23 protein-coding genes are annotated in these 25,781 nt (G+C 43.5%); 21 read left to right on the forward strand and 2 right to left on the reverse strand.

Features of this window, described 5'->3' with window-relative positions; translation table 11 throughout:
- Positions 1-72 precede the first annotated feature (72 nt).
- Both CVD28_RS23600 and CVD28_RS28320 read left to right on the forward strand, forming a co-directional pair.
- Positions 73-804, forward strand: a complete 732-nt coding sequence (locus tag CVD28_RS23600; protein WP_257985963.1) for a glycerophosphodiester phosphodiesterase — start codon at positions 73-75, stop codon at positions 802-804.
- 83 nt (positions 805-887) lie between these two features.
- Positions 888-1,040: a hypothetical protein gene (locus CVD28_RS28320; RefSeq protein ID WP_180954290.1), complete on the forward strand. Its 153-nt coding sequence runs from the start codon at positions 888-890 to the stop codon at positions 1,038-1,040.
- 292 nt (positions 1,041-1,332) lie between these two features.
- Here the strand turns inward: CVD28_RS28320 and CVD28_RS23605 are convergent, their stop codons facing one another.
- Positions 1,333-1,563 carry a DUF2627 domain-containing protein gene (locus CVD28_RS23605; RefSeq protein ID WP_101597150.1) on the reverse strand — a complete coding sequence of 77 codons (231 nt, stop codon included), beginning with the start codon at positions 1,561-1,563 and terminating at the stop codon, positions 1,333-1,335.
- Positions 1,564-1,768: 205 nt separating this feature from the next.
- Here CVD28_RS23605 and CVD28_RS23610 point away from each other — a divergent pair, with 205 nt between their 5' ends.
- From CVD28_RS23610 to CVD28_RS23690, 17 genes are all read left to right on the forward strand, one after another.
- Positions 1,769-3,850, forward strand: a complete 2,082-nt coding sequence (locus tag CVD28_RS23610) for a sigma 54-interacting transcriptional regulator (RefSeq protein WP_101597151.1) — start codon at positions 1,769-1,771, stop codon at positions 3,848-3,850.
- Positions 3,851-3,981: 131 nt separating this feature from the next.
- Entirely contained in the window at positions 3,982-4,890 is a 909-nt protein-coding gene (yqiS, locus tag CVD28_RS23615) for a phosphate butyryltransferase (RefSeq protein ID WP_101597152.1), read from the forward strand.
- A 50-nt stretch (positions 4,891-4,940) separates the two neighbouring features.
- Complete coding sequence (gene bcd, locus CVD28_RS23620; protein WP_101597153.1) at positions 4,941-6,038, forward strand: branched-chain amino acid dehydrogenase; 1,098 nt, start codon at positions 4,941-4,943, stop codon at positions 6,036-6,038.
- A gap of 41 nt (positions 6,039-6,079) precedes the next feature.
- Positions 6,080-7,165, forward strand: a complete 1,086-nt coding sequence (gene buk, locus CVD28_RS23625) for a butyrate kinase (protein ID WP_101597154.1) — start codon at positions 6,080-6,082, stop codon at positions 7,163-7,165.
- 14 nt (positions 7,166-7,179) lie between these two features.
- A complete protein-coding gene (gene lpdA, locus CVD28_RS23630; RefSeq protein WP_101597155.1) occupies positions 7,180-8,601 on the forward strand; it encodes a dihydrolipoyl dehydrogenase in 1,422 nt (473 codons plus the stop codon).
- Between the two features lie 438 nt (positions 8,602-9,039).
- Positions 9,040-10,035, forward strand: a complete 996-nt coding sequence (locus CVD28_RS23635; RefSeq protein WP_101597156.1) for a thiamine pyrophosphate-dependent dehydrogenase E1 component subunit alpha — start codon at positions 9,040-9,042, stop codon at positions 10,033-10,035.
- A 12-nt stretch (positions 10,036-10,047) separates the two neighbouring features.
- Complete coding sequence (locus CVD28_RS23640; RefSeq protein WP_101597157.1) at positions 10,048-11,031, forward strand: alpha-ketoacid dehydrogenase subunit beta; 984 nt, start codon at positions 10,048-10,050, stop codon at positions 11,029-11,031.
- Positions 11,032-11,061: 30 nt separating this feature from the next.
- Positions 11,062-12,384: a dihydrolipoamide acetyltransferase family protein gene (locus CVD28_RS23645; RefSeq protein WP_101597158.1), complete on the forward strand. Its 1,323-nt coding sequence runs from the start codon at positions 11,062-11,064 to the stop codon at positions 12,382-12,384.
- Between the two features lie 475 nt (positions 12,385-12,859).
- A complete protein-coding gene (locus CVD28_RS23650) occupies positions 12,860-14,848 on the forward strand; it encodes a methylmalonyl-CoA mutase family protein (protein WP_142384818.1) in 1,989 nt (662 codons plus the stop codon).
- Positions 14,845-17,031 carry a methylmalonyl-CoA mutase gene (scpA, locus tag CVD28_RS23655; protein WP_101597160.1) on the forward strand — a complete coding sequence of 729 codons (2,187 nt, stop codon included), beginning with the start codon at positions 14,845-14,847 and terminating at the stop codon, positions 17,029-17,031. The genes CVD28_RS23650 and scpA overlap by 4 nt, the downstream gene beginning before the upstream one ends.
- Positions 17,031-18,164 carry a methylmalonyl Co-A mutase-associated GTPase MeaB gene (gene meaB, locus CVD28_RS23660; RefSeq protein WP_101597161.1) on the forward strand — a complete coding sequence of 378 codons (1,134 nt, stop codon included), beginning with the start codon at positions 17,031-17,033 and terminating at the stop codon, positions 18,162-18,164. The genes scpA and meaB overlap by 1 nt, the downstream gene beginning before the upstream one ends.
- Positions 18,165-18,453: 289 nt before the next feature.
- Positions 18,454-18,891 carry a BrxA/BrxB family bacilliredoxin gene (locus CVD28_RS23665; RefSeq protein ID WP_101597162.1) on the forward strand — a complete coding sequence of 146 codons (438 nt, stop codon included), beginning with the start codon at positions 18,454-18,456 and terminating at the stop codon, positions 18,889-18,891.
- A 507-nt stretch (positions 18,892-19,398) separates the two neighbouring features.
- Complete coding sequence (locus CVD28_RS23670; protein WP_101597163.1) at positions 19,399-20,196, forward strand: transporter substrate-binding domain-containing protein; 798 nt, start codon at positions 19,399-19,401, stop codon at positions 20,194-20,196.
- A 77-nt stretch (positions 20,197-20,273) separates the two neighbouring features.
- On the forward strand, positions 20,274-20,933 hold the full coding sequence (locus CVD28_RS23675; protein ID WP_101597164.1) for an amino acid ABC transporter permease: 660 nt from the start codon (positions 20,274-20,276) through the stop codon (positions 20,931-20,933).
- Complete coding sequence (locus CVD28_RS23680) at positions 20,926-21,648, forward strand: amino acid ABC transporter ATP-binding protein (RefSeq protein ID WP_101597165.1); 723 nt, start codon at positions 20,926-20,928, stop codon at positions 21,646-21,648. The genes CVD28_RS23675 and CVD28_RS23680 overlap by 8 nt, the downstream gene beginning before the upstream one ends.
- A 160-nt stretch (positions 21,649-21,808) precedes the next feature.
- Positions 21,809-22,813: an aromatic acid exporter family protein gene (locus CVD28_RS23685; protein ID WP_101597166.1), complete on the forward strand. Its 1,005-nt coding sequence runs from the start codon at positions 21,809-21,811 to the stop codon at positions 22,811-22,813.
- Between the two features lie 15 nt (positions 22,814-22,828).
- Positions 22,829-23,341 (forward strand): L,D-transpeptidase, encoded by a 513-nt coding sequence (locus CVD28_RS23690; RefSeq protein WP_101597167.1) that lies wholly within the window; start codon positions 22,829-22,831, stop codon positions 23,339-23,341.
- 109 nt (positions 23,342-23,450) lie between these two features.
- Here CVD28_RS23690 and prli42 read toward each other — a convergent pair whose 3' ends face one another.
- Complete coding sequence (gene prli42, locus CVD28_RS28325) at positions 23,451-23,546, reverse strand: stressosome-associated protein Prli42 (protein ID WP_180954291.1); 96 nt, start codon at positions 23,544-23,546, stop codon at positions 23,451-23,453.
- A 159-nt stretch (positions 23,547-23,705) separates the two neighbouring features.
- Between prli42 and mce the strand changes: the two genes are divergently transcribed.
- Both mce and CVD28_RS23700 read left to right on the forward strand, forming a co-directional pair.
- The gene (gene mce / locus CVD28_RS23695) at positions 23,706-24,128 is read left to right on the forward strand and encodes a methylmalonyl-CoA epimerase (RefSeq protein WP_101597168.1); all 423 of its coding nucleotides are present in this window, start codon (positions 23,706-23,708) and stop codon (positions 24,126-24,128) included.
- Positions 24,125-25,675, forward strand: a complete 1,551-nt coding sequence (locus CVD28_RS23700) for an acyl-CoA carboxylase subunit beta (protein WP_101597169.1) — start codon at positions 24,125-24,127, stop codon at positions 25,673-25,675. The genes mce and CVD28_RS23700 overlap by 4 nt, the downstream gene beginning before the upstream one ends.
- Positions 25,676-25,781 lie beyond the last annotated feature (106 nt).

Below are 25,781 nucleotides of genomic sequence, written 5' to 3' on the forward strand. Positions count from 1 at the left end.
TTGTTTCCCATAATTATAATTAAGGGGAGATCACCTTTTGACAAAAAAATGCAGAATGAAAGGGTGTGCAGAATGAAGATTTTTGGCCATAGAGGAGCGGCGGGTACCTATCCGGAAAATACTATGATTTCTTTTGAAGAGGCCCGGAGCGCCGGGGCTGATGGAATTGAGATAGATGTTCAGCTATCAAAGGATGGGGAAGTTGTAATCATTCATGATGAGTCGCTGGACCGCACAACCAATGGAAGCGGTTACGTAAAGGATAAGCAGCTAAAAGAACTTCAAAAGCTGGATGCAAGCCATAAATTCAGCCATATATATGGAGAGACAGAGATCCCGGCATTACAGGAGCTTGTTGACTGGCTAAAAGGAAATAATCTTTTTTGTAATATAGAACTTAAAAACGGCAAGTTTCATTATCCGGGTTTAGAAGAAAAAGTGATTAAGCTTGTAAGAGAAGCAGAACTTCAGGATCGGATCATACTTTCTTCCTTTAATCACTACAGTATCGTAAAGTGCAAAAAAATTGCAGAAGAAATAGAAATTGCTCCGCTATACCGGGACGGCTTGTTCACGCCGTGGACGTATGCACGGTCACTGGGGGCAGGTGCTATTCACCCAAGTATAAAAGCTGCACCTAATGAAATCATTCGTGAATCTATAAAAGCGGGAATTGCAGTCCGTCCTTATACAGTAAACGATGATAAAGAGATAAAAAACCTGCTGAATATCGGATGCAGTGCAATTATTACAGATTTTCCGGCAAAGGCTGTTCTAATTCGGGACCAATTCTATAAACAATAAAAAAGAATGGATAAAGAAGGGCTATTACAGATATTCAGTCTAACTCGCAAATAATTGTTGCCAACTCGGACGTGATATCCAATTTGGCTGGTGTCACTGCGGGAGACACAGAGGAAGTAGCTGCGGCTGCCGAAGAGCAAATGGCAGCCATGGAAGAAATCAATTCATCCTCATATATTCTGGGCAAAATGGCCGAAACACTTGGATCTGAAATATACCAGTTTAAGTTAAAATAGGACAGGCTGATAGTCAATTTAGAACGTTTCAAATAAAAAAGCACCAGGGCTGCCAGATGCAAACTCTTAATGAGTGTGCATGGACAGCGCCGGTGCTTTTTCAGGTTTACATTTCATATCGATTCTTATAAAAGCAGAGCAATAATACGCTGTGTCACAGAGTAAACCCCTTGCAAACTCTGTCTTTTCAAAGTTACATTTCGTACGAACAGCAACTGCAGGTTTAGATAATCAAATTCAATTTCTTGGGGTTTACTCTGCTGTTTATCATTCTTTTTCCAGCTCACGCCGATTATTTAAACCTATCTTGCACTTTTTGCTTTTTACGGTCACGATGAAGTACAAAACCGGCGATGAATCCTATCCCGCCGACAGTTAAAATTAGTCCTGACAACAATTGCAGCCATAAAAGAGTAAACGGCGGCTGTAAAATTCCAAATACCATATCTCGCATTAACTTTATTCCATAGGCAGCCAAAGCCCCGGGAACAAAGAGTATAAAAAACGCAATCAGCCGTTTCATATGATTGAAATCCCTTCCGGTTAAGACATATACATATGAAATAATAAGTCAAATCCCTTATTTGTCAAGAAGTGCAACCCGCAAAAATTTGTCACCTTTTCTAAATACGATTACAATATAAAATAAAGAATGAAATATTTTGCAGTGATAGTTTGAAAAAAATTGCAATAAGAAAAGCAAAAGCATCTGCATAGGAGGGCTTTTCATGCAAAAGGTAATGATTGTCGGAGCCGGAAAAGGCGGAACAGCAATTTTACAAATATTGCTCGAAACAGATATTTTATCAGTTGCAGCAGTTATTGACGTTGATAAGAACGCGCCGGGCATTCAATTGGCATCGTGCCGCGGTATCCTGACTGCCACAGATTGGACTGTTCTGCTTGATGATACATACGATCTGGTAATTGATGTTACCGGAAGCAAGGATGTTTTTCTAAAACTTCGGGCAGCAGCCGGAAAAAAGACCGCCCTGATTCCCGGATCAGTCGCTTTCATCATCGCAAAGCTTCTTGAGGAAAAGGAAGCGCTCATTGGCAGACTCCAGGCTGAATCAGTAAAATGGGATTTAATCTTTAATTCAACTGATGATGGAATGATCGTTGTAGACGATCAGGAGAAGATAATATTTTTTAATAAAAGTGCGGAGCGGATGACTGGGTTCAAGAAAGCAGAAGCGATTGGCAAGAACATAAAAAAGGTGATCGTGACCAGCAGGCTTCCGCATGTTATGAGAAAGAAGCGGATTGAGGCAAACCAGGAACAGGTGCTGGCAAATGGGATGAAGATCATTACGACCAGGATTCCTATGCTTGGCGAACACGGAGAGGTATACGGAGCTTTTGCTGTGTTTAAGGATATTACCCAGGTTGTAGATCTGGCCGAGGAAATTACTAATTTGAAGGAAATACAAACGATGCTCCAGGCAATCATTCAATCAAGTGATGACGCGATATCCGTTGTTGATGAATTGGGGCATGGAATTTTGATAAATCCTGCTTATACCAGAATCACCGGGCTGACTGAAGAGGAGGTAATCGGGAAGCCTGCAACCACTGATATCTATGAAGGCGAAAGCATGCATATGCAGGTACTGCAAACAAGAAGGCCTGTGCGCGGGACGAATATGCGGGTTGGCCCGGCCAAACGGGAGGTTATCGTCAACGTGGCGCCAATCATAGTGGACGGAAGGCTTAAGGGCAGCGTTGGCGTTATTCATGATATGTCAGAAATTCAGCAATTGAATCAGGAGCTTAACCGGGCGAGGCAGATTATCCGCACGCTTGAAGCCAAATACTCTTTTGAAGATATTATCGGGATTTCAGACGAAATGGCTCTTGCGATTGACCAGGCAAGGCTAAGTGCGAAAACTCCTGCAACTGTACTGCTCCGCGGCGAATCTGGCACTGGAAAAGAATTGTTCGCCCACGCTATCCATAACCACAGTGACAGGAAGTTTAATAAGTTTGTCAGGGTGAATTGTGCGGCCCTTTCTGAATCACTGCTTGAAAGCGAGCTGTTCGGATATGAAGAAGGAGCCTTTTCAGGGGCAAAGCGTGGCGGAAAACGAGGATTGTTTGAAGAAGCGAACAATGGCAGCATTTTTCTTGATGAAATCGGCGAACTTACCCCAAGCACCCAAGCCAAGCTATTAAGGGTGCTCCAGGAAAACGAAATACTTCGTGTTGGCGGGACAAAGGCATTGCCAATCAATGTAAGAGTAATAGCAGCCACCAATGTCAATCTGGAAAAGGCCATCGTCAGCGGGTCCTTCCGCGAAGATTTATACTTTCGGTTAAACAGGATGCCAATACATATATCACCTCTTCGAAAAAGAAGGGAAGACATACCTGCCCTTTCAGAGCATCTCATCCAAAAGCTTAACCAGGAATATGGCCGAAATATTGAGGGGATAACCACAGTGGCATTACAAAAATTAATGATGTACCAATGGCCTGGGAATGTCCGGGAACTTGAAAACATTCTTGGAAGGTCAATTATTTTTATGAAGCTTTCGGAAACAATGATTGATGATAAGCATCTTCCAGAGTTCCTTCAGGATAATGAACAGGAAGTGGAAAGCGGAAAGAATCAGCCAGTAAATAAAAACGGGTCAGGAGGGAAATCGCTTTCCCTGATGATGGACAATTATGAGCGGTCCATTATCAAACAAACCATGGAGGAGCATAAAGGCAATAAAACGGCCGCATCTCGTTCATTGGGAATTTCTGTTCGGAATCTATATTATAAACTAGAAAAATACAATCTTGAACAAATTGGCATGCAATAATTTGCACATGTGCGCAAAATTTTGCAGGATGTATAAATGTAAACGCTTTACATAATGCTTTATTAACTTGGCATGCAACTTGCAAGTAGTATATATATGACTTCCGTGTCATACAGAAGGGAATGTACCGGATGAAATTACAGACACTTGTGGATAAAGCTTCCCAATGTAATGGAAAAACGGTGGCAGTTGCTGCTGCAGAGGATTATGGAGTTATACAGTCGATAGTAGAAGCTGTAAATAAAGAAATAGCCTCATTTTTATTGTTTGGGAATAAGGAACGGATTGTGGAACTGCTAGAAAGTGCCGAATTAGGCCTTTCCACCCATCATAACATAAAAATCATCCATTCTAGCTCTGCCTCTCTTTCCGCGGAACAGGCGGTTCGTGCCGTCAAGCGTAACGAGGCGAATGTCTTGATGAAAGGGAACATTCCGACTGCTCAGCTGTTAAAAGCAGTACTGAATAAAGAATATGGTATGAGGACAGGGAATATTCTCTCCCACACTGCCGTTTTTGAGGTTCCGGGGTTTAAAAAATTCATGTTAATCACTGATTCGGGAATAAATATTAGCCCTGATCTGGAACAAAAACGGCAAATTATCCAAAACTCGGTTAGGGTAGCACGTTCTATTGGCATCGAAATGCCAAAAGTGGCCCCTCTTGCTGCTGTTGAGGCGGTAAACCCGGCTATGCAGGCGACATTGGATGCTGCCGCCCTTACTGTTATGAATGCCAGAGGGCAGATCACCGATTGTATTGTTGACGGGCCGCTGGCACTCGACAACGCCGTTTCTGCTGCTGCTGCTGAGCACAAGGGGATATCGGGAAGCGTTGCAGGGCAAGCAGATATCTTACTTGTGCCCTCAATCGAAACCGGAAATATTCTATACAAATCTTTCGTTTATTTTGCTAAGGCAAAGGTCGGAGGAATTATTGCGGGAGCAAGTGCTCCGATTGTATTAACTTCACGGTCGGATTCAGCGGAAAACAAGCTATATTCATTGGCACTAGCTGTCTGCTTTGTCCAGGAAAGCTAACAAAAACCAGAAAAGTGATTCTTACAAACAATATAGAGGAGGAAAATTTCATGGAAATTTTCAAAAATCTTGAACAATATGATTACGAACAGATTGTGTTTTGTCAGGATAAGCAATCAGGACTAAAAGCGATAATCGCAATTCACGATACTACATTAGGCCCTGCTTTAGGCGGAACCCGTATGTGGACGTATGCCTCTGAAGAAGCTGCTATTGAAGATGCACTTCGCCTTTCGAGGGGAATGACCTATAAAAATGCTGCAGCAGGGTTGAATCTTGGCGGAGGAAAAACTGTCATTATCGGAGATCCGCGCAAGGATAAAAACGAAGAAATGTTCAGGGCATTCGGGCGTTATATCCAAGGGCTGAACGGGCGTTACATTACAGCAGAGGATGTCGGTACAACTGTTGCTGACATGGATTTAATCCACGAAGAAACAGATTACGTTACAGGTATTTCACCTGCATTTGGATCATCAGGAAATCCGTCTCCTGTAACTGCATTCGGAGTATATCGCGGAATGAAGGCTGCTGCGAAGGAAGCTTTCGGCACCGATTCACTAGAAGGAAAGGTTGTTGCAGTTCAGGGTGTCGGCAATGTGGCATACAACCTCTGCCGCCATCTGCATGAGGAAGGCGCTAAGCTAATCGTCACTGATATCAATAAGGAATCCGTTCAGCGTGCAGTTGAAGAATTTGGAGCGAAGGCTGTGGACCCGGATGAAATTTATGGAGTTGAATGCGATATTTATGCTCCTTGTGCCCTTGGCGCTGTTATCAATGACGAAACCATTCCTCAAATCAAAGCTAAAGTTATTGCAGGGGCCGCTAACAACCAGCTGAAGGACACAAAACATGGTGATATCATTCATGAATTAGGAATTGTTTACGCTCCGGACTATGTTATTAATGCCGGTGGGGTTATTAATGTAGCTGATGAATTATATGGGTATAACAGTGAGCGTGCATTGAAGAAAGTGGAGGGCGTCTACAATAATATTGAAAAGGTAATTTCGATTGCAAAGCGTGATGGCATTCCAACCTATAAAGCTGCAGACAGAATGGCAGAAGAAAGAATTGAACGGATGAGAAATTCCCGAAGCCAATTTTTGCTGAATGAAAGGCATATCTTAAACAGACGCCGCTAAACCGCTTCAACAAGAGAATTTTAAATTGGAGGTTTAGAAGCGTGCAAGTAATAAAACATCGGGTACTTGTCATCAATCCGGGTTCTACATCTACCAAAATCGGAGTTTTTGAGAATGAAAGGCCCATATTGGAGAAAACTATCAGGCATGACTCCGCAGTCATTAGCCAGTATGAAAACATCATTGACCAGTATGATTTCAGAAAAAAAACAATCCTTGAAACGCTGGAAATAGAAGGAATCAACATATCAAAGTTTGCGGCAGTCTGCGGCCGCGGCGGCCTGCTGCGGCCGATAGAAGGCGGAACGTATTTCGTTAATGCAACCATGCTTAATGACCTTAAAATCGGCTACAGCGGGCAGCATGCATCAAACCTTGGCGGAATTCTCGCCTATGAAATTGCAAGCGGCTTAAATATTCCTGCTTTTATAGTAGATCCTGTTGTAGTCGATGAACTTGAACCGGTAGCTAGAGTTTCCGGTTTTTCCTTAATAGAAAGAAACAGCATATTCCATGCCCTGAACCAAAAAGCCGTTGCGCGAAAAGTTGCAAGGGATATGAGGCGGAAATATAATGAACTTCAATTAATCGTTGTGCATCTGGGTGGCGGTATAACTGTTGGGGTACACAAAAATGGAAGGGTCATCGACGTAAACAACGGCTTGCACGGCGATGGTCCTTTCAGCCCGGAACGTGCCGGCACAGTGCCGGCGGGCGATTTAGTAAAGCTTTGTTTTTCCGGGGATTATTACCGCGAAGAAATCATGAAAAAGCTTGTAGGGCAAGGGGGACTTGTCGGGTATCTGGGCACAAATGATGCTTTAAAGGTTGAAAAAATGATTGATAGCGGAAATGAAAAGGCAAAGCTTGTCTATTCTGCTATGGCATATCAAGTGGCAAAGGAAATTGGTGCTGCCAGTGCAGTACTTTCCGGAAAGGCAGACGCGATTATCCTGACTGGCGGCCTTGCATATGGCAAAAGCTTTGTAAGTGAAATTTCTTCACGGATTGACTGGATTGCAGATGTGATCGTCCATCCAGGGGAAAATGAGTTAGAAGCTCTTGCAGAAGGAGCATTACGGGTTCTTCGCGGCGAAGAAGAAGCGAAGCATTACCTGATGTCTTAATAGGGAGGTTTATTATGGCTGAGGAATTTGATTTAGTTATAGTTGGCGGGGGGACTGGCGGTTATGTAGCTGCTATACGCGCTGCACAGCTGGGCTTGAAAACAGCGATCGTTGAAAAAGGAAAGCTCGGCGGCACTTGCCTTCACAGAGGCTGTATTCCTTCCAAGGCTTTATTAAGAAGTGCAGAGGTTTTCAGCACAGCAAAAAAAAGCGAGGAATTCGGAGTGCTGACCGGTGAAGTCAGCCTTGATTTTGGCAAGGTGCAGCAGAGGAAGGCAAGTATAGTTGAATCCCTGCATAAAGGTGTGCAGCATTTAATGAAGCAGGGTAAAATCGAGGTGTATCAAGGTACAGGCCGGATCTTGGGCCCTTCCATCTTTTCCCCAATGCCCGGAACGATATCAGTTGAAATGAATAATGGTTCGGACAATGAGATGCTCATCCCGAAAAATGTTATCATTGCCACTGGATCTAGACCAAGGACTCTTCCCGGTCTAGAAATAGATGGGCAGCAAGTATTGACTTCAGATGAAGCGCTCCAGCTTGAAAAACTGCCGCAGTCGATCATCATCGTAGGCGGTGGTGTTATCGGAATTGAATGGGCATCCATGCTTAACGATTTTGGAGTTGATGTAACGGTTATTGAATATGCTGACAGAATCATCCCGACCGAGGACCAGGAAATCTCCAAGGAAATGCAGCGTCTGCTGAAGAAGCGAGGCGTCAAAATTTTTACGGGGGCAAAAGTGCTTCCTGATACCTTAGAAAAAGGTGAACTGGTAACGATTGCTGCCGAAGTAAAAGGACAAACGAAAGAATTTTCCGCAGAAAAAATCCTTGTATCAGTAGGCAGACAGGCAAATACTGAAGGAATTGGACTGGAAAATACAGATATTCAAATTGAAAAGGGCTATATCCAAACTAATCAATTTTACCAGACAAAGGAATCACATATATATGGAATCGGGGATTGCATCGGCGGGCTCCAGCTTGCTCATGTTGCTTCCCGCGAAGGGATAACAGCTGTAGAACATATTGCAGGCAATAAACCGGAATCCATTGATTATTCCCTCGTTTCGAAATGTATCTATTCTTCCCCGGAAGCGGCCAGTGTCGGCCTCACCGAGTCGGAAGCTAAAGAAAAGGGCTATTCTGTAAAAATAGGCAAGTTTTCGTTCAGAGCCATTGGAAAAGCGCTGGTGTTTGGCGAATCAGACGGCTTTGTAAAGATTGTTGCAGATGAAAAAACGAACGACATACTGGGTGTACATATGATTGGGCCGCATGTGACAGATATGATATCGGAAGCCGGCCTTGCCAGGGTCCTTGATGCAACACCATGGGAAGTAGCTAAAACAATTCATCCGCACCCGACCCTTTCCGAGGCAATTGGAGAGGCAGCTCTGGCGGTAGATGGCCTTGCCATTCATTCATAATAAGAAGATTATTTCATTTTGATAGGAAAATTGGGGCATTAAGAAGAAAACTTTATTAAAATGTTCTGTGTCTAGGTCGAGCGTCTAGCCCCGACACACAGGACGTGGCGGTTTTAGCCGGGCCTCGAGTGTTGTAACCAAGTGCCGTTACAACCTTGGTCATAAGCCAATCGCTTCTGAAGGCAAACAGCGCCTTCTGTCAGCGCTTGTCATATGCTTGTCATATGCTTGTCGGGGCTGGACAAGACGCTTCCTGAATTAATCAAATTAAGAGAAGATTAATTTTTAAAAATGTATTATGTCTAGCTCCAGCGTCTAGCCCCTCGAGGTCATAAGCCAATCGCTTCTGAAGGCAAACAGCGCCTTCTGCCAGCGCTTGTCTTATGCTTGTCGGGGCTGAACAAGACGCTTCCGCTTTTCTAAAAAGGAGGAATAAAAATGGCCGAAAATCGTCATAAAGCATTGGGACTCAGTGATGAGACCGTATTGGAAATGTATGAAACGATGCTGATGTCACGCCGGGTTGATGAGCGGATGTGGCTGCTGAACCGTTCAGGTAAAATACCATTTGTTATTTCATGCCAGGGCCAGGAGGCTGCACAGGTTGGAGCAGCGTTTGGGCTTGATCGTGAGAAGGACTACGTATTACCTTACTATCGCGATGTTGGAGTCGTTCTGACTTTTGGAATGACTGCTCGGGATCTTATGTTATCCGGCTTTGCAAAAGCGGAGGATCCTAACTCAGGAGGCCGCCAAATGCCAGGTCACTTTGGTCAGAAGAAGAACAGAATCGTAACTGGTTCTTCTCCGGTAACAACCCAGGTTCCCCATGCAGTAGGTGTTGCCCTTGCCGGCAAGATGGAAGGTAAAGATCTTGTCACATTCGTAACGTTTGGAGAAGGTTCCTCAAACCAGGGAGACTTCCATGAAGGGGCTAATTTTGCCGGAGTTCATAAGCTGCCAGTTATCTTTATGTGTGAAAACAATAAATATGCTATTTCAGTGCCAATTGAAAAACAGCTTGCTTGCGAAAATGTATCAGACAGGGCGATTGGCTATGGTATGCCTGGAATCACAGTTGATGGGAATGATCCACTGGAGGTTTATGCTGCCGTTAAGGAAGCGGCAGACCGGGGAAGGCGCGGCGAGGGCCCGACGCTGATCGAGGCAGTTTCCTACCGTCTGACTCCTCACTCAAGCGATGATGATGACCGCAGCTACCGTGCGCCGGATGAAGTTGCTGAAGCAAAGACAAAGGATCCTATTATTACATTCGGAGCTTATTTAAAAGAGACCGGCGTAATGGATGATGACATTGAAAAAGCAATACATGATAAAGTTATGAAAATTGTAAACGAAGCAACGGATTACGCCGAGAATGCACCATATGCAGACGGCGAAAGTGCAATGAAATATGTTTATGAAGAGAAGTAAGGGGGAATTCAGATGCCGGTAATTTCGTATATTGATGCTGTAACGATGGCTATGCGCGAAGAAATGGAAAGAGATTCCCGAGTATTTGTAGTCGGAGAAGATGTTGGAAAAAAGGGCGGCGTTTTTAAAGCAACCCAAGGTCTTTATGATCAGTTTGGCGAACAGCGGGTGATTGACGCCCCTCTGGCTGAATCAGCTATAGCCGGTGTCGGGATTGGTGCTGCCATGTATGGGATGAGGCCGATTGCTGAAATGCAGTTCGCTGATTTTATCATGCCTGCAGTAAACCAGATTATTTCAGAAGCTGCCAGGGTCCGTTACCGGTCAAACAATGATTGGACCTGCCCGATTGTTATCCGTGCTCCATATGGCGGCGGCATCCATGGTGCTTTATACCATTCCCAATCTGTAGAGGCTGTATTTGCCAATCAGCCTGGCTTGAAAATTGTAATGCCTTCCACTCCTTATGATGTAAAAGGGCTGCTGAAAGCTGCCATTCGTGATGAGGACCCAGTACTTTTCTTTGAACATAAACGTGCATATCGTTTAATTAAGGGTGAGGTACCTGCAGATGACTATGTCCTTCCTATAGGAAAAGCAGACGTGAAGCGGGAAGGCGAGGATATTACTGTTATTACATATGGCCTTTGTGTCCATTTTGCTCTTCAGGCTGCCGAAAAGCTTGCAAGTGATGGCATTTCTGTCCATATTCTTGATTTACGTACTGTATATCCGCTGGACAAAGAGTCGATCATGGAAGCAGCATCTAAGACAGGGAAGGTACTCCTGATCACGGAGGATAACAAGGAAGGCAGCATTATCAGTGAGGTTTCAGCTATCATTGCCGAAAACTGCCTTTTTGACCTTGACGCTCCAATCATGCGACTTGCCGGTCCAGATGTGCCTGCAATGCCTTATGCACCGACAATGGAAAAATATTTTATGGTCAATCCAGATAAAGTTGAAAAAGCGATGCGCGAGCTGGCTGAGTATTAGGCCCAGCATCGGCAAAAGGAGGTTTAGGCTTTGGCAATCGAACAAATGAAAATGCCCCAGCTAGGGGAAAGTGTTACAGAAGGAACCATCAGTAAATGGCTTGTCTCCCCTGGGGACCATGTAAATAAATATGATCCAATCGCAGAAGTAATGACTGATAAAGTAAACGCAGAGGTCCCATCTTCTTTTACGGGAATCATTAAAGAATTAGTGGCTAGTGAAGGTGAAACGCTGGCAGTTGGAGAGGTTATCTGTGTGATTGAGGTATCCGGCGGAACTGCTGAGGGTACTGGAAGCAAAGAGACTATTGCTGTACAAGAAACAGTAAAAGAAATCACTCCGGATCCTGCTGCCCAGGCAGTTTCAGGTACAGAGTTCGGTAAAGTCCGTTACTCTCCTGCAGTACTTAAAATTTCCCAAGAGCACGGAATTGACCTGACTCAGATTAGCGGGACTGGAAAAGAAGGCAGGATCACTCGTAAAGACCTGTTAAATGTAATTGAGTCTGGAAACATACCGAAACCAGGAATGGCCGCATCATCAATTTTACAGGCTGCTGCACCTCAAGAGCAAAAACAAGAACAAGTTAGGCAGCCGTCTGCTTCGGCAGATGACGTAAAGAAACCGGAAACTGCCCCTGTTCAGCCGTCTGCGGGTGACATTGAAATCCCTGTCTCTGCAGTCCGTAAGGCAATTGCTGCCAATATGCTTCGCAGCAAGCATGAAGCACCGCATGCCTGGACAATGATTGAAGTGGATGCTACAAACCTGGTCGCATACCGTGATTCCTTAAAAAAGGAATTTAAACAAAAAGAAGGTTATAACCTTACTTATTTCGCTTTCTTTGTAAAGGCAGTCGCACAGGCATTAAAAGAATTCCCGCAGATCAATTCCATGTGGGCAGGGGATAAAATTATTCAGAAGAAGGATATAAATATCTCTATTGCTGTTGCCACAGAAGATGCCTTATTCGTGCCAGTAATCAAGAATGCGGATGAGAAAACAATTAAAGGAATCGCCCGGGAAATTAACGAACTTGCTTCTAAGGTGAGAAGCGGAAAACTAAAATCCGACGAAATGCAGGGCGGAACATTTACAGTAAACAATACAGGTTCATTCGGCTCTGTGCAGTCTATGGGTATCATAAACTATCCGCAGGCAGCGATTCTGCAAGTTGAGTCAATCGTGAAGCGGCCTGTAATTATAAATGGAATGATCGCAGTCAGGGATATGGTTAATTTATGCATGTCATTGGATCACCGGGTATTGGATGGTCTGGTTTGCGGACGTTTCCTCGCTAGGATAAAAGAGATTATTGAGGGTATGTCTAAAGATAATACCTCGATCTATTAAAGAGTATGGCACAAAAAAAAAGGGAAACGAGGGCATTAAGCAACTTTTTGTAATGACATTCGTTTCTGCCGATAAATGAATTATTTTATGGATAATCCACCATTAGCGGAACTGGCTCAAGGGTGGATTATTTTTTCTTTGGAAAAGGGATGGACTCTAAGCATTTTGTTTGGCATAAGAAAAATGATGCGTAAAAAATTAGGAATTTGTATCGTTTCACTTCGCTCACGCCGCATTTATTGTGTTCGCAGGGGGTCACTTCTTATTTCTATTTCGGAGAAAACACGTGATTGTTTTCTGCGCTTAAGAAAAGACAGTTCTGCATTGCAGGAAACTCGGCTATTCAATAGAATATAAGTAACAATGAAAAGCAGGAGGGGGGAAGCTTTCTAATAGAATACTGAGCGAGCGTTTGATCTGCCTTTTTTTTGGCAAAGGAAATGTTGTAGCCAGTATAAAAGAAAGCGATTACAAAATGGAGGAAGTAAAAAATTCAGCTTTTCCGGTTCCTTCCTACGAGGAATGGAAAGAGCTGGCAGAAGCCAGTCTGAAAGGTAAAAGTTTTGATAGCTTAATTACCCGTACATATGAAGAAATCGATCTCCAGCCTATTTATACTGCTGAGAGTTTAAAAGCATCTGGCAAACATGAGGAATTTCCCGGAGTTTTTCCGTTCACCCGAGGCATAAATCATACCGGATATAAGGAAATACCTTGGCAGGTGTGCCAGTTTGTTTCTGGAAAAACCTCTGAACAGATTAATGAAAATATGAAAAAGTCATTTTTACGGGGGCAAGATGCCATTGCTGTGGATGCTGCTGCGTTGCTGGAATTGGATGCAGCTTCTTTAGCGGTGGTATTAAACGGCATTAATACAGAAGATACTCCATTTTATTTAGATCTTCAAGGCTGCCAGCTGCCATTTCTAGCTATTCTTCAAGACTATTGCAGTACGTTCGGAATAAATTCTGCCAGCCTTTCCGGGGTAATTGCAGAGGACCCTATTTCTGAATGGAGCCAAGAAGGAAAAATCCCCGCTGATATTGAAGGATATTTTACCCGATGGTTTGAAGGACTTAAGAAGGCAAAAGAAGTGTTTCCTCAAATGAAAACTTTGCTTGTTAAAGGTTCCGCTTTTCATAATGGTGGTGCAACTGCTGTCCAGGAACTCGCTTACGCTCTTGCAGCTGCTGTCCAATACTTGCAGGAAGGCTTGAAGAATGGCCTTGACCCAGGGATAATTGCTGAAAAAATAGTCTTTTCATTTGGCATTGATTCAAATTACTTTATGAATATTGCTAAGATAAGAGCTGCGAGAAGGCTTTGGGCGTACCTTGCTGACGCTTATGAGGCTTCCAGGGAATCATTTAAAATGCATATTCATGCCGAAACCTCAAGCTTGACTGAAACCATATATGATCAGCATGTAAATATATTACGTTCTGCCAATCAGGCTTTTGCGGCTGTGGTTGGCGGTGTGCAATATTTAACTGTCCGCCCTTTTGATGCGGCTGCTGGTGCAGAAGAGGAATTAGCAGCACGGCTAGCAGGGAACGTCCAGCTAATATTGAAGGAAGAAACTCTTATTACTGCAGTAGCGGACCCTGCTGGAGGCTCGTGGTATGTGGAAGCGTTAACTGACGAGCTTACAGAAAAAGCATGGGACAAATTTTTACAGATTGACCAGGAGGGCGGAATCCTTCAGCTTCTCAAGGTAGGTTTCATCCAGGAGGAGATACGTGAGGTATTCAGCAGAAAACAGCAAGATGCCGCAACAAGGAAAACTAGTATTGTCGGTACAAACGTTTATGCTAATAATGCTGAGGAGAAAATATTGTCTCAACAGAAGAAGCTCCCGCCAACAGGAACAGCGGCTGCAGCAAGTTCAATGCCTGATTGGGATCAATTGATTGAAGTATTTTCATCTGCACCACTTCAAGATTATAGAAGTATAATAGAACAAGTATTTCCAGCAGAACGTATTCAGCAACTTAAGGCGGTCAGAATTTCCTCCCAATACGAATTTGTACGCATCCGCTTGGAAATGTACAAACAATCACATGGACAGCGGCTTCAGGTTGGTCTGATTAACCTAAAGGATATTAAATCCTTTAAACCGAGAGCAGATTTTATTAGCGGGTTCTTTGCTTCAGGAGGAATCGAAGTGATCCAAAGCGAAGGCTGCCAATCAATACATGAAGTAGAACAATTTGTTGAAAACTCAGGGATCAGCCACTATTGCCTATGCGGAAGCGATACGGATTATTGGGAATTCGCGGAAGAAATAGTTTCAAAATTAACACAGCGTTTCGGCACTTTAGAATTGTATCTGGCAGGAAAGCAGCCAGAGGAGCAGGCGAATAAGCTCCGAGAGGCTGGGCTTAATGACTTCATCCATGCTAGAACAAATGCCATCACTTTTCTGGAGAAAATGCTGCAATCTGAAGGGGTGAAAGGACTGTGAAAAAACCTGATTTTCAAAAAATAAAGCCGAGTAAAGCAAAGCCGGTAACTCAAGAAGAATGGAAGCAGCAGGCCGAACAGGCAGCTGCAGCCAAAATCGAAGATCTTTTATATGAAACAAATGAAAATATCAGCCTGAAACCTGTATATACCCATGCAGATGGCAGCCATGAACATAATCAAGGGCTGCCAGGCATAGCTCCATTTACAAGGGGACCTTATCCGGCTATGTATGTAAACCGTCCCTGGACAGTAAGGCAATATGCGGGATTCTCTACAGCTGAGGAATCAAACGCCTTTTACCGCAGAAATCTTGCAATGGGGCAGAAGGGTCTATCAGTTGCCTTTGACCTTGCAACTCATCGGGGCTATGATTCAGACCATCCCCGTGTGGTTGGTGATGTTGGGAAAGCGGGAGTGGCCATCGATTCGATCCTGGATATGAAGCGGCTTTTTCAGGATATTCCCCTTGATAAAATGTCTGTATCAATGACGATGAACGGGGCAGTGCTTCCAATCATGGCCTTCTTTATCGTCACAGCAGAAGAACAGGGGGTAACCCAGGATCAGCTTTCAGGAACTATCCAAAATGATATATTAAAAGAATACATGGTTAGAAACACTTATATTTATCCGCCAGACATGTCGATGAAAATCATTGCGGATATCTTTGAATATACTTCGAAATATATGCCTAAATTTAATAGCATCAGTATTTCGGGTTATCATATGCAGGAAGCAGGGGCCCCAGCAGATATCGAATTGGCTTATACACTGGCTGATGGTGTTGAATATGTCCGGACTGGATTGAAGGCCGGCATAGATGTTGACAAGTTTGCTCCGCGATTGTCGTTTTTCTGGGCAGTTGGGATGAATTATTTTATGGAAGTAGCTAAAATGAGGGCCGGACGCTTTCTTTGGTCAAAACTAATGAAACAATTTGAACCGAAGAGCACGAAATCCATGGCTTTAAGAACTCATTCCCAGACTTCCGGGTGGAGCCTTTCAGAGCAGGATCCTTTTAATAATGTTGTCAGGACTCTGCTGGAGGCTCATGCGGCAGCGCTGGGGCATACTCAGTCGCTGCATACGAATGCGCTTGATGAAGCAATCGCTCTGCCAACGGATTTTTCGGCAAGGATTGCAAGAAACACTCAGCTTTATCTTCAGGAGGAAACGAATATCACCAAGGTGATCGACCCTTGGGGCGGTTCTTACTATGTGGAGGCACTTACAAATGAATTAATTAATCGCGCCTGGACTCACATCGAGGAAATTGAAGGTCTCGGAGGTATGGCAAAGGCAATTGAGACAGGTCTTCCTAAAATGCGGATCGAAGAAGCTGCAGCTAAACGCCAGGCCCAAATTGATTCAGGCAGCGAGACGATTGTTGGTGTGAACAAATACCGGCTAGAAAAGGAAGATCCGATTGAGATTCTGGAAATAGATAATTCTGCTGTCCGGGAGAGCCAGCTCAATAAGCTGAAGGAATTAAAAGCTGGCCGTGATCCACAAAGGGTAACGGAAGCTTTGGAGGCCATAACTGCCTCGGCCACAACCGGTGAGGGGAACCTGCTGGAGCTTGCTGTCAATGCGGCTAGGGCGAGGGCAACACTCGGGGAAATATCAGATGCTGTTGAAAAAGCGGCAGGCCGCCATAAAGCAACCATTCGTTCCATTAGCGGAGTTTACAGTTCTTCTTACACAGAAACGGCAGAAATAGATGAAGTGAAAAAAATGGCGGAAGAATTTCTTGAAAATGAAGGCCGCCGTCCAAGGATTCTGATGGCGAAAATGGGGCAGGACGGCCATGACAGAGGAGCTAAGGTTGTATCTACTGCCTATGCCGATTTGGGCTTTGACGTCGATATCGGTCCTCTGTTCCAGACACCGGAAGAAACGGCACGCCAGGCAGTGGAAAATGATGTCCATGTTGTCGGAATGAGTTCGCTTGCGGGAGGCCATAAAACTTTGCTGCCGCAGCTCATTGAAGAACTGCGCAAGCTGGGCCGCGAGGATATAGCAGTCATTGTGGGCGGTGTCGTTCCGGTTCAGGATTATGAATATCTGATCAGCAATGGGGCGGCTGCTATTTTTGGCCCTGGAACAGTCATTCCAAAATCCGCTAAAATTATCATTAAAGAAATCTATAAGCGCCTTGGATATGAGGAAGTGTCAGTTTAATGAGAGGCAATAAAAAGCCTGAATGGGCATCCGGCGGGCAGGAAAAGGGATTCGCATCTATTATAAGGCCTGGACTCGGCCAAGAAGTACCTAGTCACGTTAAGCAGGAAAGCGGCAGGTTCATTAAAAAAAATGAATCTGATACTGACATTGCCAAGCTGCGTGAAGGGCTGATGAATGGGGAGCGTGCCATGCTCGCACGGGCCATTACATTGGTGGAGAGCAATGCTCCCCGGCATTTTGGCCAGGCTCAATCGCTGCTTCAATCCATTTTAAATAACACCGGAAAATCAGTCAGGATTGGGATTTCCGGTGTGCCAGGTGCCGGAAAAAGCACATTTATTGAAGCTTTTGGTACCTTTTTATGCAGCCTTGGCTTTAAAGTAGCCGTGCTGGCAATAGACCCAAGCTCCTCTTTAGGCGGAGGCAGTATTTTAGGTGATAAAACCCGGATGGAGGAGCTGTCTAAAAACCCGCTCGCGTTTATCAGACCTTCCCCATCAGAAGGAACTCTTGGAGGGGTCCATAGGAAAACCAGAGAAACAATGCTCCTTTGTGAAGCTGCCGGTTTTGATGTCATTATTATAGAGACGGTGGGAGTAGGACAAAGCGAAGCAATCGTCCGGGGAATGGTCGACTTTTTTATGCTGCTGGTCCTTACGGGGGCCGGGGATGAACTGCAGGGAATGAAGAAGGGAATCCTCGAGCTTGCAGATGCCATTGTCGTAAACAAGGCAGATGGCAATAATAAGCTTCTGGCAATGAAAACGAAACAGGAATACAACCAGATTCTTCATTTTCTTCAGCCTGCTACTAATGGCTGGTCTTCAAGGGCCCATACATGTTCTGCAATCACTGGAGAAGGCATTGATATGATCTGGAATACCATTCAGAAATTCAGGACGATGACAAATGAAACAGGGGCCCTCCAGCTTCGCCGGAGGCTGCAGCAAAAGGAATGGATGCATAGTCTCATTGAGGAACAGCTCCAAAAGATGTTTTACCGTAATAGTAACGTTAAGCTGCTTCTGCCTGACTTGGAAAATAAGGTAATGTCCGGAACAGAGACGGTTTCCAACGCGGTGTCTGCAGTATTTGAAGTGTTTTTTGAAAGCGTTCGAAAAGATATTTAAAGGACTGGAAGATTCTGATTTTCAAGTTGACAACGTTAGCGGGAATTATAAAACTTGAATGAGCCGCTATCTTGCGGCCGGTCATTTCGATGAGGTATGATATAAAAATACAAAAGAAAAAGGATAGCAATACTGCTATCCAAGTCTAGGGAGTTAGGGGTATGGATCTTGATGTATTTATATCATACCCTGTGCTTAAGAAGATTAAACTTCCCTTTGCGATTTCTTTTATGCAGGCATTAGCTTGTGATATGATGAAATGGATTATATAAATGAAAGGGGTATCAGCATGAACATGGATTTTAATTTTCTAATGAATGATGTTGTCCGCCAGGCGCGCCAGGAAATTACCGCGGCCGGCTATACAGAGTTAAAAACTCCCGAAGAAGTAGAAGAGGCGTTTGCCAAAAAAGGAACTACACTTGTAATGATCAATTCAGTATGCGGCTGTGCAGGAGGAATTGCCCGTCCTGCTGCGGCCCATTCTATGCATTATGATAAGCGCCCTGACAACCTGGTAACAGTGTTTGCCGGACAGGATAAGGATGCGACAGAAAAGGCTCGCAGTTATTTTGAAGGGTATCCGCCATCATCTCCATCTTTTGCATTGCTAAAAGATGGAAAATTCATCACAATGGTGGAAAGGCATGAAATCGAAGGTCATGAGCCAATGAGTGTTATCAATAAACTTCAGACTTATTTTGACCAATATTGTGACGAAATCTAAAAACCTGCTTATTTGCAGGTTACCTTAAAGCCTGTGCCTTGAATGCGGCAAGGCTTTTTTCTTTTGGAAAATGGGCGGAGCTGCTCATAAGAACTAATTAAATTAAAATGTAAAATTACTTAGGAATTTATATCGCTTAACTTCGCTCCCCCCCCCTTTTTTTTATTCTGTTAGCATGTGCTAACTGCTTATTCTTATCTCCACACACTGGCTGGATCTTAAACTCAAGATTTTTTTAGAAATAGTGTTCAGGCTAAACAAAAATCGCTGAATGGCGAGGCTATCAAAACAAATGTGGAATAAGTCTGAATATTATTATGCGAAAATAGTATAATTTGATTCTATAATTCTACAAATTATTTTTATAAAATATATTGCATAATTATTAGTGTGTGTTAAAATACAATTTGTCGCATGGTTATTCAATTGCTTGTTTGTTGAAATTTGCAGAAATATCTTTCATAATGAAGTAGACAATATTCAGAAAATTATTGGAGGAAAATAATAATGAAAAAGTGGCTATCAATCCTTTTAACTAGTATTTTGCTTGCTGGAATCTTAGCAGCATGCGGTACATCAGAAAAAGAAGAAGCAACAAATGGAGGAGAAGGCGAAAAGAAAGTCCTGACAATGGGAACTTCTGCTGACTATCCGCCATTTGAATATGTAGAAACAGCAAAAAGCGATGAGGTTATTGGGTTTGATGTGGATCTGGCAAAAGCGATCGCAGGTAAACTTGGGTATGAAGTAAAAGTTAAAGATATCGATTTCGGCGGCTTAATTCCTGCCATTGAAGCTAAACAGGTTGACTTCGTACTCTCTGGTATGACGCCGACGGAAGAGCGTAAAAAGTCCGTTGACTTCAGCGATATCTACTATACAGCACACCACATGTTCGTAACAAAGAAAGATAGCGGCATCGAAAAGCCTGAAGATTTAAAAGGGAAGACTGTCGGAGTTCAAATGGCTTCCATTCAGGAAGGTCTGGCAAAGGATATGGTTGAAAAGAGCAAGATCGACCTGAAAATTGAAAACCGAAACCGCATCCCTGAAATATTCCAGGAATTGAATGCAGGCAGGTTCGATGCTGCTATTATTGAAGATACTGTAGCAAAAGGCTATTTAAAAGAAAACAAAGACCTTGCAGGCCATGTTATTGATGAAGGCAGCGAAGAAGCAGGATCTGCTATCGCATTTGCAAAAGGAAGCAAATTAACAGAAGACTTTAATAAAGAATTGAATGCAATGAAAGAAAATGGCGAACTGGAAAAACTAGTACTTAAATGGTTCGGCGGCGAAAAATAATAGGAAAAAAGCGTTCAGATAGGCGTTCCTTTCTGAACGTTTTTTCCGCTATATGAATTTATGAGAGGGCTGAAAACATGAATCTTGAATTTGGACGCATTGTTGATTCGCTTCCATATATCCTTGAGGGTATCCCCATTACGCTGAAAGTTGTTGCGGCTGCAGCACTTCTTGGTTTTTCATTGGGAATTATTCTAGCATTATTTAAAATTACGCACATAAAACAGTTAAACTGGGTTGCGGATGCATATACGTCAATATTCCGCGGTACACCGCTTGTCCTTCAGCTTATGCTGATCTATTACGGGTCTCCGCAAATATTCGGCATTCAAATAGAGGCTTTTACTGCTGCATTTCTATCATTCGGCCTAAATTCTGCGGCTTATATTTCCGAGGTCATTCGAGCTGGAATTCTAGCAATTGATAAAGGTCAAAATGAAGCAGCTATGGCTCTTGGAGTGCCATATGCACGTTCTATGTGGGATATCATCCTGCCGCAGGCAATGAAAAATATCCTCCCTGCACTCGTAAATGAATTTATTACTTTAACAAAAGAATCTGCTATCGTAACTGTAATAGGCCTTACTGATATTATGCGCCGTTCCTATATTGTTGGTGGTGAAACTTATAAGTTCTTTGAGCCAATTTTATTTGCGGGCCTCATTTACTACATCATGGTCATGGTGCTTACCCTGCTTGGCAAAGCAATTGAAAGGAGAATGAGACGCAGTGATTAAAATAGATAATCTTCATAAATCATTTGGGAAGCTGGAGGTTTTAAAGGGTATCAGCACTTCTATTAAAGAAGGAGAAGTAGTGGCCATTATCGGTCCTTCAGGTTCAGGGAAATCTACCTTTCTCAGGTGCTTGAACCTGCTTGAAAAGCCTTCAGACGGAAGAATTTTGATCAAGGATCAGGATATTACGGACAAAAAAACAAATATTATGAAGATCCGCCAGAGCGTTGGCATGGTGTTTCAGCATTTTCATTTGTTTCCGCATAAAACGGTTCTGGAAAATCTGACTTATGCACCAATCAAGGTTAAAGGGCTATCTAAGGCGGAAGCCGAGAAGCAGGCTTTGGAGCTGCTTGGCAAGGTAGGTCTTACCGAAAAAGCAAAGGAATATCCAAACCGGCTTTCAGGCGGCCAGAAACAGCGTGTAGCAATCGCTCGGGCACTTGCAATGAATCCCGAGGTAATTCTGTTTGACGAGCCGACGTCGGCATTGGACCCCGAAATGGTAAAAGAGGTACTCGAAGTTATGAAATCTCTTGCCCATACCGGGATCACCATGGCCATCGTTACCCACGAAATGGGATTTGCACGCGAAGTAGCAGACAGAGTGCTGTTTTTAGATGAAGGAAACCTTGTTGAGGATACATCCCCATCAGAATTCTTTACTATGCCAAAAAGCAAGCGGGCCAAAGAGTTTTTGGAAAAAATGCTATAATTGATGCTTCACTTTAAAACGGGCTGATCGCTAAAATAGTGATCAGTTCTTTTTTTATGATATTTTCAGCTCCAGGAAGCTGGCGCATGTCTTTTGAAATTAGAAAAATTGCCCGAAAACGTTTAAAATATATTCATTATATAAGATGGAGGCTGCTGTTTTGTTTAAAATTGGCTATAGAACGATTAAAACTGCAATTGGGACGGCGGCTGCGATTACGATCGCACAATGGTGTGGACTCGATAGCTTTCCTTCAGCAGGCATCATTGCCATTCTTTGCATCCAGGTTACAAAAAAGCAGTCTTTAAGGGCTTCCTGGAACCGTTTTGCTGCCTGCATGATTGCAATGGCCTTTTCGGCTATATTCTTTGAGGGAATCAGCTTCCATCCAGCAGTGATCGGATTCCTGATGCTTTTGTTCATACCATTCACTGTTGCAGTGGGTGTCAAGGACGGCATTGTTACTAGCAGCGTCATCATTCTGCATTTTTATTCAGCGGGAAAAGTTACGCTAGGATTATTTATCAATGAAACTGCTCTAATTACGATAGGAATTGGCGTTGCCCTGATAATGAACTTATATATGCCAAGCGTTGAAATTGAACTTAGCCGTTTTCAGGAGGAAATTGAGGATAAGTTCGAGATTATTTTAAAAGAAATTGTAGTCTATTTAAAAACGGGTGAGAGCAATTGGGGCGGCAAGGAAATCACAGAGGCAAGCGGACTGATTTCTGAGGCAAAGTTACTGGCGATCCGAGATGTGGAAAATCGCTTTCTCGGGAATGAAGATGATTATTATCATTATTTTAAAATGAGGGAAAAGCAATTTGAAATTCTGGAGCGGATACTGCCGCTGGTTACTTCGATACCGTCGATCGTGAAACAGAGCGCCATGATTGCCAATTTTCTTGAAGAGATAAGCAACAATGTTCACCCTCAAAATACCGCTTACATTTATTTAGAGCAGCTTAGTGAAATGAAACTGGAATTTGAAAGCATGGATCTGCCAAAAACACGCGAAGAATTTGAATCAAGGGCTGCACTCTTACAGCTTATGAAAGAGATTGAGGAGTACTTGAATATCAAGAATTCCTCAAAGCAATTTCCGGCCTCAAGAGAAAGAATGAAAAGGAAAGCTGGTGTGAAAACTAAGCAAAAAGCTTAGGAGAGGGATTTTTTTATGATTCTGCATCTGCTGCTTTCGCTCGCCATGCTTTCACCTATATGGCCGTTTGATCTTGACAGGAATCCTGCTCCGGGAGATCCTTTTATCATTGTTAACAAGGCTTCCAATCAGCTAGCTTATATCGATGATAATAAATTACAGTTTGTTGTTCCGGCCGGCACGGGAATAAGCGATGATCTTACGCCTGAAGGGCTATTTACAGTTAAAGTTAAAGCGGTAAACCCATATTACCGCAAAAAGGATATTACGGGCGGAGAACTGCGCAACCCGCTTGGGACACGCTGGATCGGATTTGATGCGAAAGGAACCGACGGGAGGATTTACGGTATACATGGAACAAATCAGCCTTGGACAGTGGGCAAGTATGTTTCACAGGGCTGTATCCGTCTGAAAAAAGAGGATGTAGAGAGGCTTTATCCTTTAGTGCCGATCGGTACCAAAATCCTTATAGCCTCTACTTCGAAAAGCTTCCTTCAATTGGGGAAGGAAAATGGGACTATTAGATAGTTATCCGTAATTATCTTTCAAATAAGAAAAGTCTATGTCTGTTGAACATATTCATTGCAAAAAGACCTTGCTAATCGGCAAGGTCTTTTATATAAAAGCGTTTATTAATCTAAAACAGGAATGCAACGCCAGAAAGAAGGCTGGTAAGCAGCATGGAAATAAGCATGATATATACAACTATTTTTCTAATATTTCTATTTCTCATCAGTCTCTCCCCTTACACAGAGCTTTAGAATTAGTTCTATTTTAACGCGGGAACCCTTAAAAAGACAAGAAGCAACTCAATCAAAATTGGATAAAGAAAGGAAGGAATTTAGAGGTTTTTGAAGAATTAATATGTATTACGAGCGATGGAGGATAGGCAATGGTCACAAAAATTGATCATATCGGTATTGCGGTAAAGTCGCTCGATGAAGCGCTGGAACTTTATACCGGTATATTTAACATGGAGCTAGAAGGAATGGAAACAGTAGAGAGCCAAGGTGTCCGGGTTGCTTTTTTATCTGCGGGAAATATTAGGCTTGAATTATTGGAAGCTCTTCACAACTCTAGCCCTATTGCGAAATTTATCGAAAAACGCGGTGAAGGGATTCACCATATCGCTCTTGGTGTTACCGATATCGGGGAGCGGATAAAGGAAGTAAAGGAAAAGGGAATCACTATGATTAACGATACCGCCAAAACAGGGGCACACGGTGCAATGGTGGCGTTCATCCACCCTAAATCAACCGGTGGAGTATTATATGAGTTTTGTGAAAAACCAGACCAAGAGGGGGAGCATCAATGACTGACATCTATGAAAAAATTAATGAGCTATATGACCGCAGAAGGGAAGTAGAATTGGGCGGAGGCGATGAACGGATTGAAAAACAGCATGAAAAGGGCAAGCTGACGGCACGTGAACGTATAGACCTGCTGGTAGATCCCGGAACATTTGTTGAGCTGAATCCGTTTATTCAGCACCGTTCTCACGATTTCGGCCTGGATGCTGTAAAAGGTCCCGGTGATGGTGTAGTAACAGGTTATGGGAAGGTAAATGGGAGGGATATCTATTTATTTTCCCAGGACTTTACCGTTTTTGGAGGGGCGCTTGGCGAGATGCATGCAAAAAAAATCGCCAATGTCATGGATTTGGCCGCAAAAAATGGTGCACCATTTATTGGCTTAAACGATTCCGGCGGAGCGCGGATTCAGGAAGGCGTAGTATCACTTGACGGATATGGGCACATTTTTTACCGGAATGCGATTTATTCAGGTGTAATCCCGCAAATATCTGTTATCATGGGCCCCTGTGCTGGCGGGGCAGTGTATTCACCGGCGATTACCGATTTTGTTTTCATGGTTGAAAAAACAAGCCAGATGTTTATAACGGGGCCAAAGGTAATTGAAACAGTTACGGGGGAGAAAATCAGCTCTGAGGATCTAGGCGGGGCAGATGTACATAATAGCATTAGCGGGAACGCTCATTTCCAAGCGCAATCAGAGGAAGATGTAATCATGATGGTGAGAAATCTTCTTAGCTATCTGCCGCAAAATAATGAGGAGAAGCCGCCAAGGAACGACAAAGATTCCGAGGATGATTACAGGGCAAACCTCACCGATCTCATACCCTTTGATGCTATCCGACCATATGATGTCCGTACAGTTATAGCAGAGGTGGTTGATTCCGGATCATTCATGGAGGTTCAAAAGGATTTTGCGCGAAATCTTGTAATCGGACTGGCCAGGATAAAAGGGGAAGTAGTTGGCCTTGTGTGCAATCAGCCAAAGTTTATGGCGGGCGGACTCGATATCGACTCGTCTGATAAGGCGGCGAGATTCATCCGTTTCTGCGATTCCTTTAATATTCCGATTATCACATTTGAAGATGTAACAGGGTTTTTTCCAGGGGTTAAACAGGAGCATGGAGGTATCATCCGGCATGGTGCTAAGATTCTTTACGCATACTCAGAGGCCACTGTTCCAAAGCTTACCGTAATACTGCGCAAAGCATACGGCGGTGCCTACGTTGCATTAAATAGCAAGTCGATCGGTGCAGATCTTGTCTTTGCCTGGCCAAATGCGGAGATTGCCGTAATGGGACCGCAGGGGGCAGCAAATATTATATTTGCGCGGGAAATCCAAAACAGTGAGAATCCGGAACAGACACGGGCACAGAAGATTGAGGAGTACCGTGAGAAATTTGCAAATCCATATGTAGCGGCAAGCCAGGGAATGGTTGATGATGTAATTGACCCTCGTGAAACTCGAATCAAAATCATTCAGGCATTGGAGATGCTTCGGAATAAAAAAGAAACTCGACCTTATAAGAAACACGGGAACATTCCTTTATAATAAAAGGAATTGTTTAACGGGCGAAATGGATTGGCAGCAGAGCTCCTTTGTCTTATTAAAACGGACAGTATTATCTACCATACACGAAATTCTGGGCAGAGGAATT

This window comes from Bacillus sp. M6-12 (assembly GCF_002860285.1).
Classification (GTDB): Bacteria; Bacillota; Bacilli; order Bacillales; family DSM-1321; genus Peribacillus.

Excerpts from the sequence above, each read along its gene's own strand:
- CVD28_RS23600 (WP_257985963.1), top strand. The coding sequence starts at position 73 with ATGAAGATTTTTGGCCATAGAGGAGCGGCGGGTACCTATCCGGAAAAT.
- CVD28_RS23605 (WP_101597150.1), bottom strand. The coding sequence starts at position 1,563 with ATGAAACGGCTGATTGCGTTTTTTATACTCTTTGTTCCCGGGGCTTTG.
- CVD28_RS23610 (WP_101597151.1), top strand. The coding sequence starts at position 1,769 with ATGCAAAAGGTAATGATTGTCGGAGCCGGAAAAGGCGGAACAGCAATT.
- yqiS (WP_101597152.1), top strand. The coding sequence starts at position 3,982 with ATGAAATTACAGACACTTGTGGATAAAGCTTCCCAATGTAATGGAAAA.
- bcd (WP_101597153.1), top strand. The coding sequence starts at position 4,941 with ATGGAAATTTTCAAAAATCTTGAACAATATGATTACGAACAGATTGTG.
- lpdA (WP_101597155.1), top strand. The coding sequence starts at position 7,180 with ATGGCTGAGGAATTTGATTTAGTTATAGTTGGCGGGGGGACTGGCGGT.
- CVD28_RS23635 (WP_101597156.1), top strand. The coding sequence starts at position 9,040 with ATGGCCGAAAATCGTCATAAAGCATTGGGACTCAGTGATGAGACCGTA.
- CVD28_RS23640 (WP_101597157.1), top strand. The coding sequence starts at position 10,048 with ATGCCGGTAATTTCGTATATTGATGCTGTAACGATGGCTATGCGCGAA.
- CVD28_RS23650 (WP_142384818.1), top strand. The coding sequence starts at position 12,860 with ATGGAGGAAGTAAAAAATTCAGCTTTTCCGGTTCCTTCCTACGAGGAA.
- meaB (WP_101597161.1), top strand. The coding sequence starts at position 17,031 with ATGAGAGGCAATAAAAAGCCTGAATGGGCATCCGGCGGGCAGGAAAAG.
- CVD28_RS23665 (WP_101597162.1), top strand. The coding sequence starts at position 18,454 with ATGAACATGGATTTTAATTTTCTAATGAATGATGTTGTCCGCCAGGCG.
- CVD28_RS23670 (WP_101597163.1), top strand. The coding sequence starts at position 19,399 with ATGAAAAAGTGGCTATCAATCCTTTTAACTAGTATTTTGCTTGCTGGA.
- CVD28_RS23675 (WP_101597164.1), top strand. The coding sequence starts at position 20,274 with ATGAATCTTGAATTTGGACGCATTGTTGATTCGCTTCCATATATCCTT.
- CVD28_RS23690 (WP_101597167.1), top strand. The coding sequence starts at position 22,829 with ATGATTCTGCATCTGCTGCTTTCGCTCGCCATGCTTTCACCTATATGG.
- prli42 (WP_180954291.1), bottom strand. The coding sequence starts at position 23,546 with ATGAGAAATAGAAATATTAGAAAAATAGTTGTATATATCATGCTTATT.
- mce (WP_101597168.1), top strand. The coding sequence starts at position 23,706 with ATGGTCACAAAAATTGATCATATCGGTATTGCGGTAAAGTCGCTCGAT.
- CVD28_RS23700 (WP_101597169.1), top strand. The coding sequence starts at position 24,125 with ATGACTGACATCTATGAAAAAATTAATGAGCTATATGACCGCAGAAGG.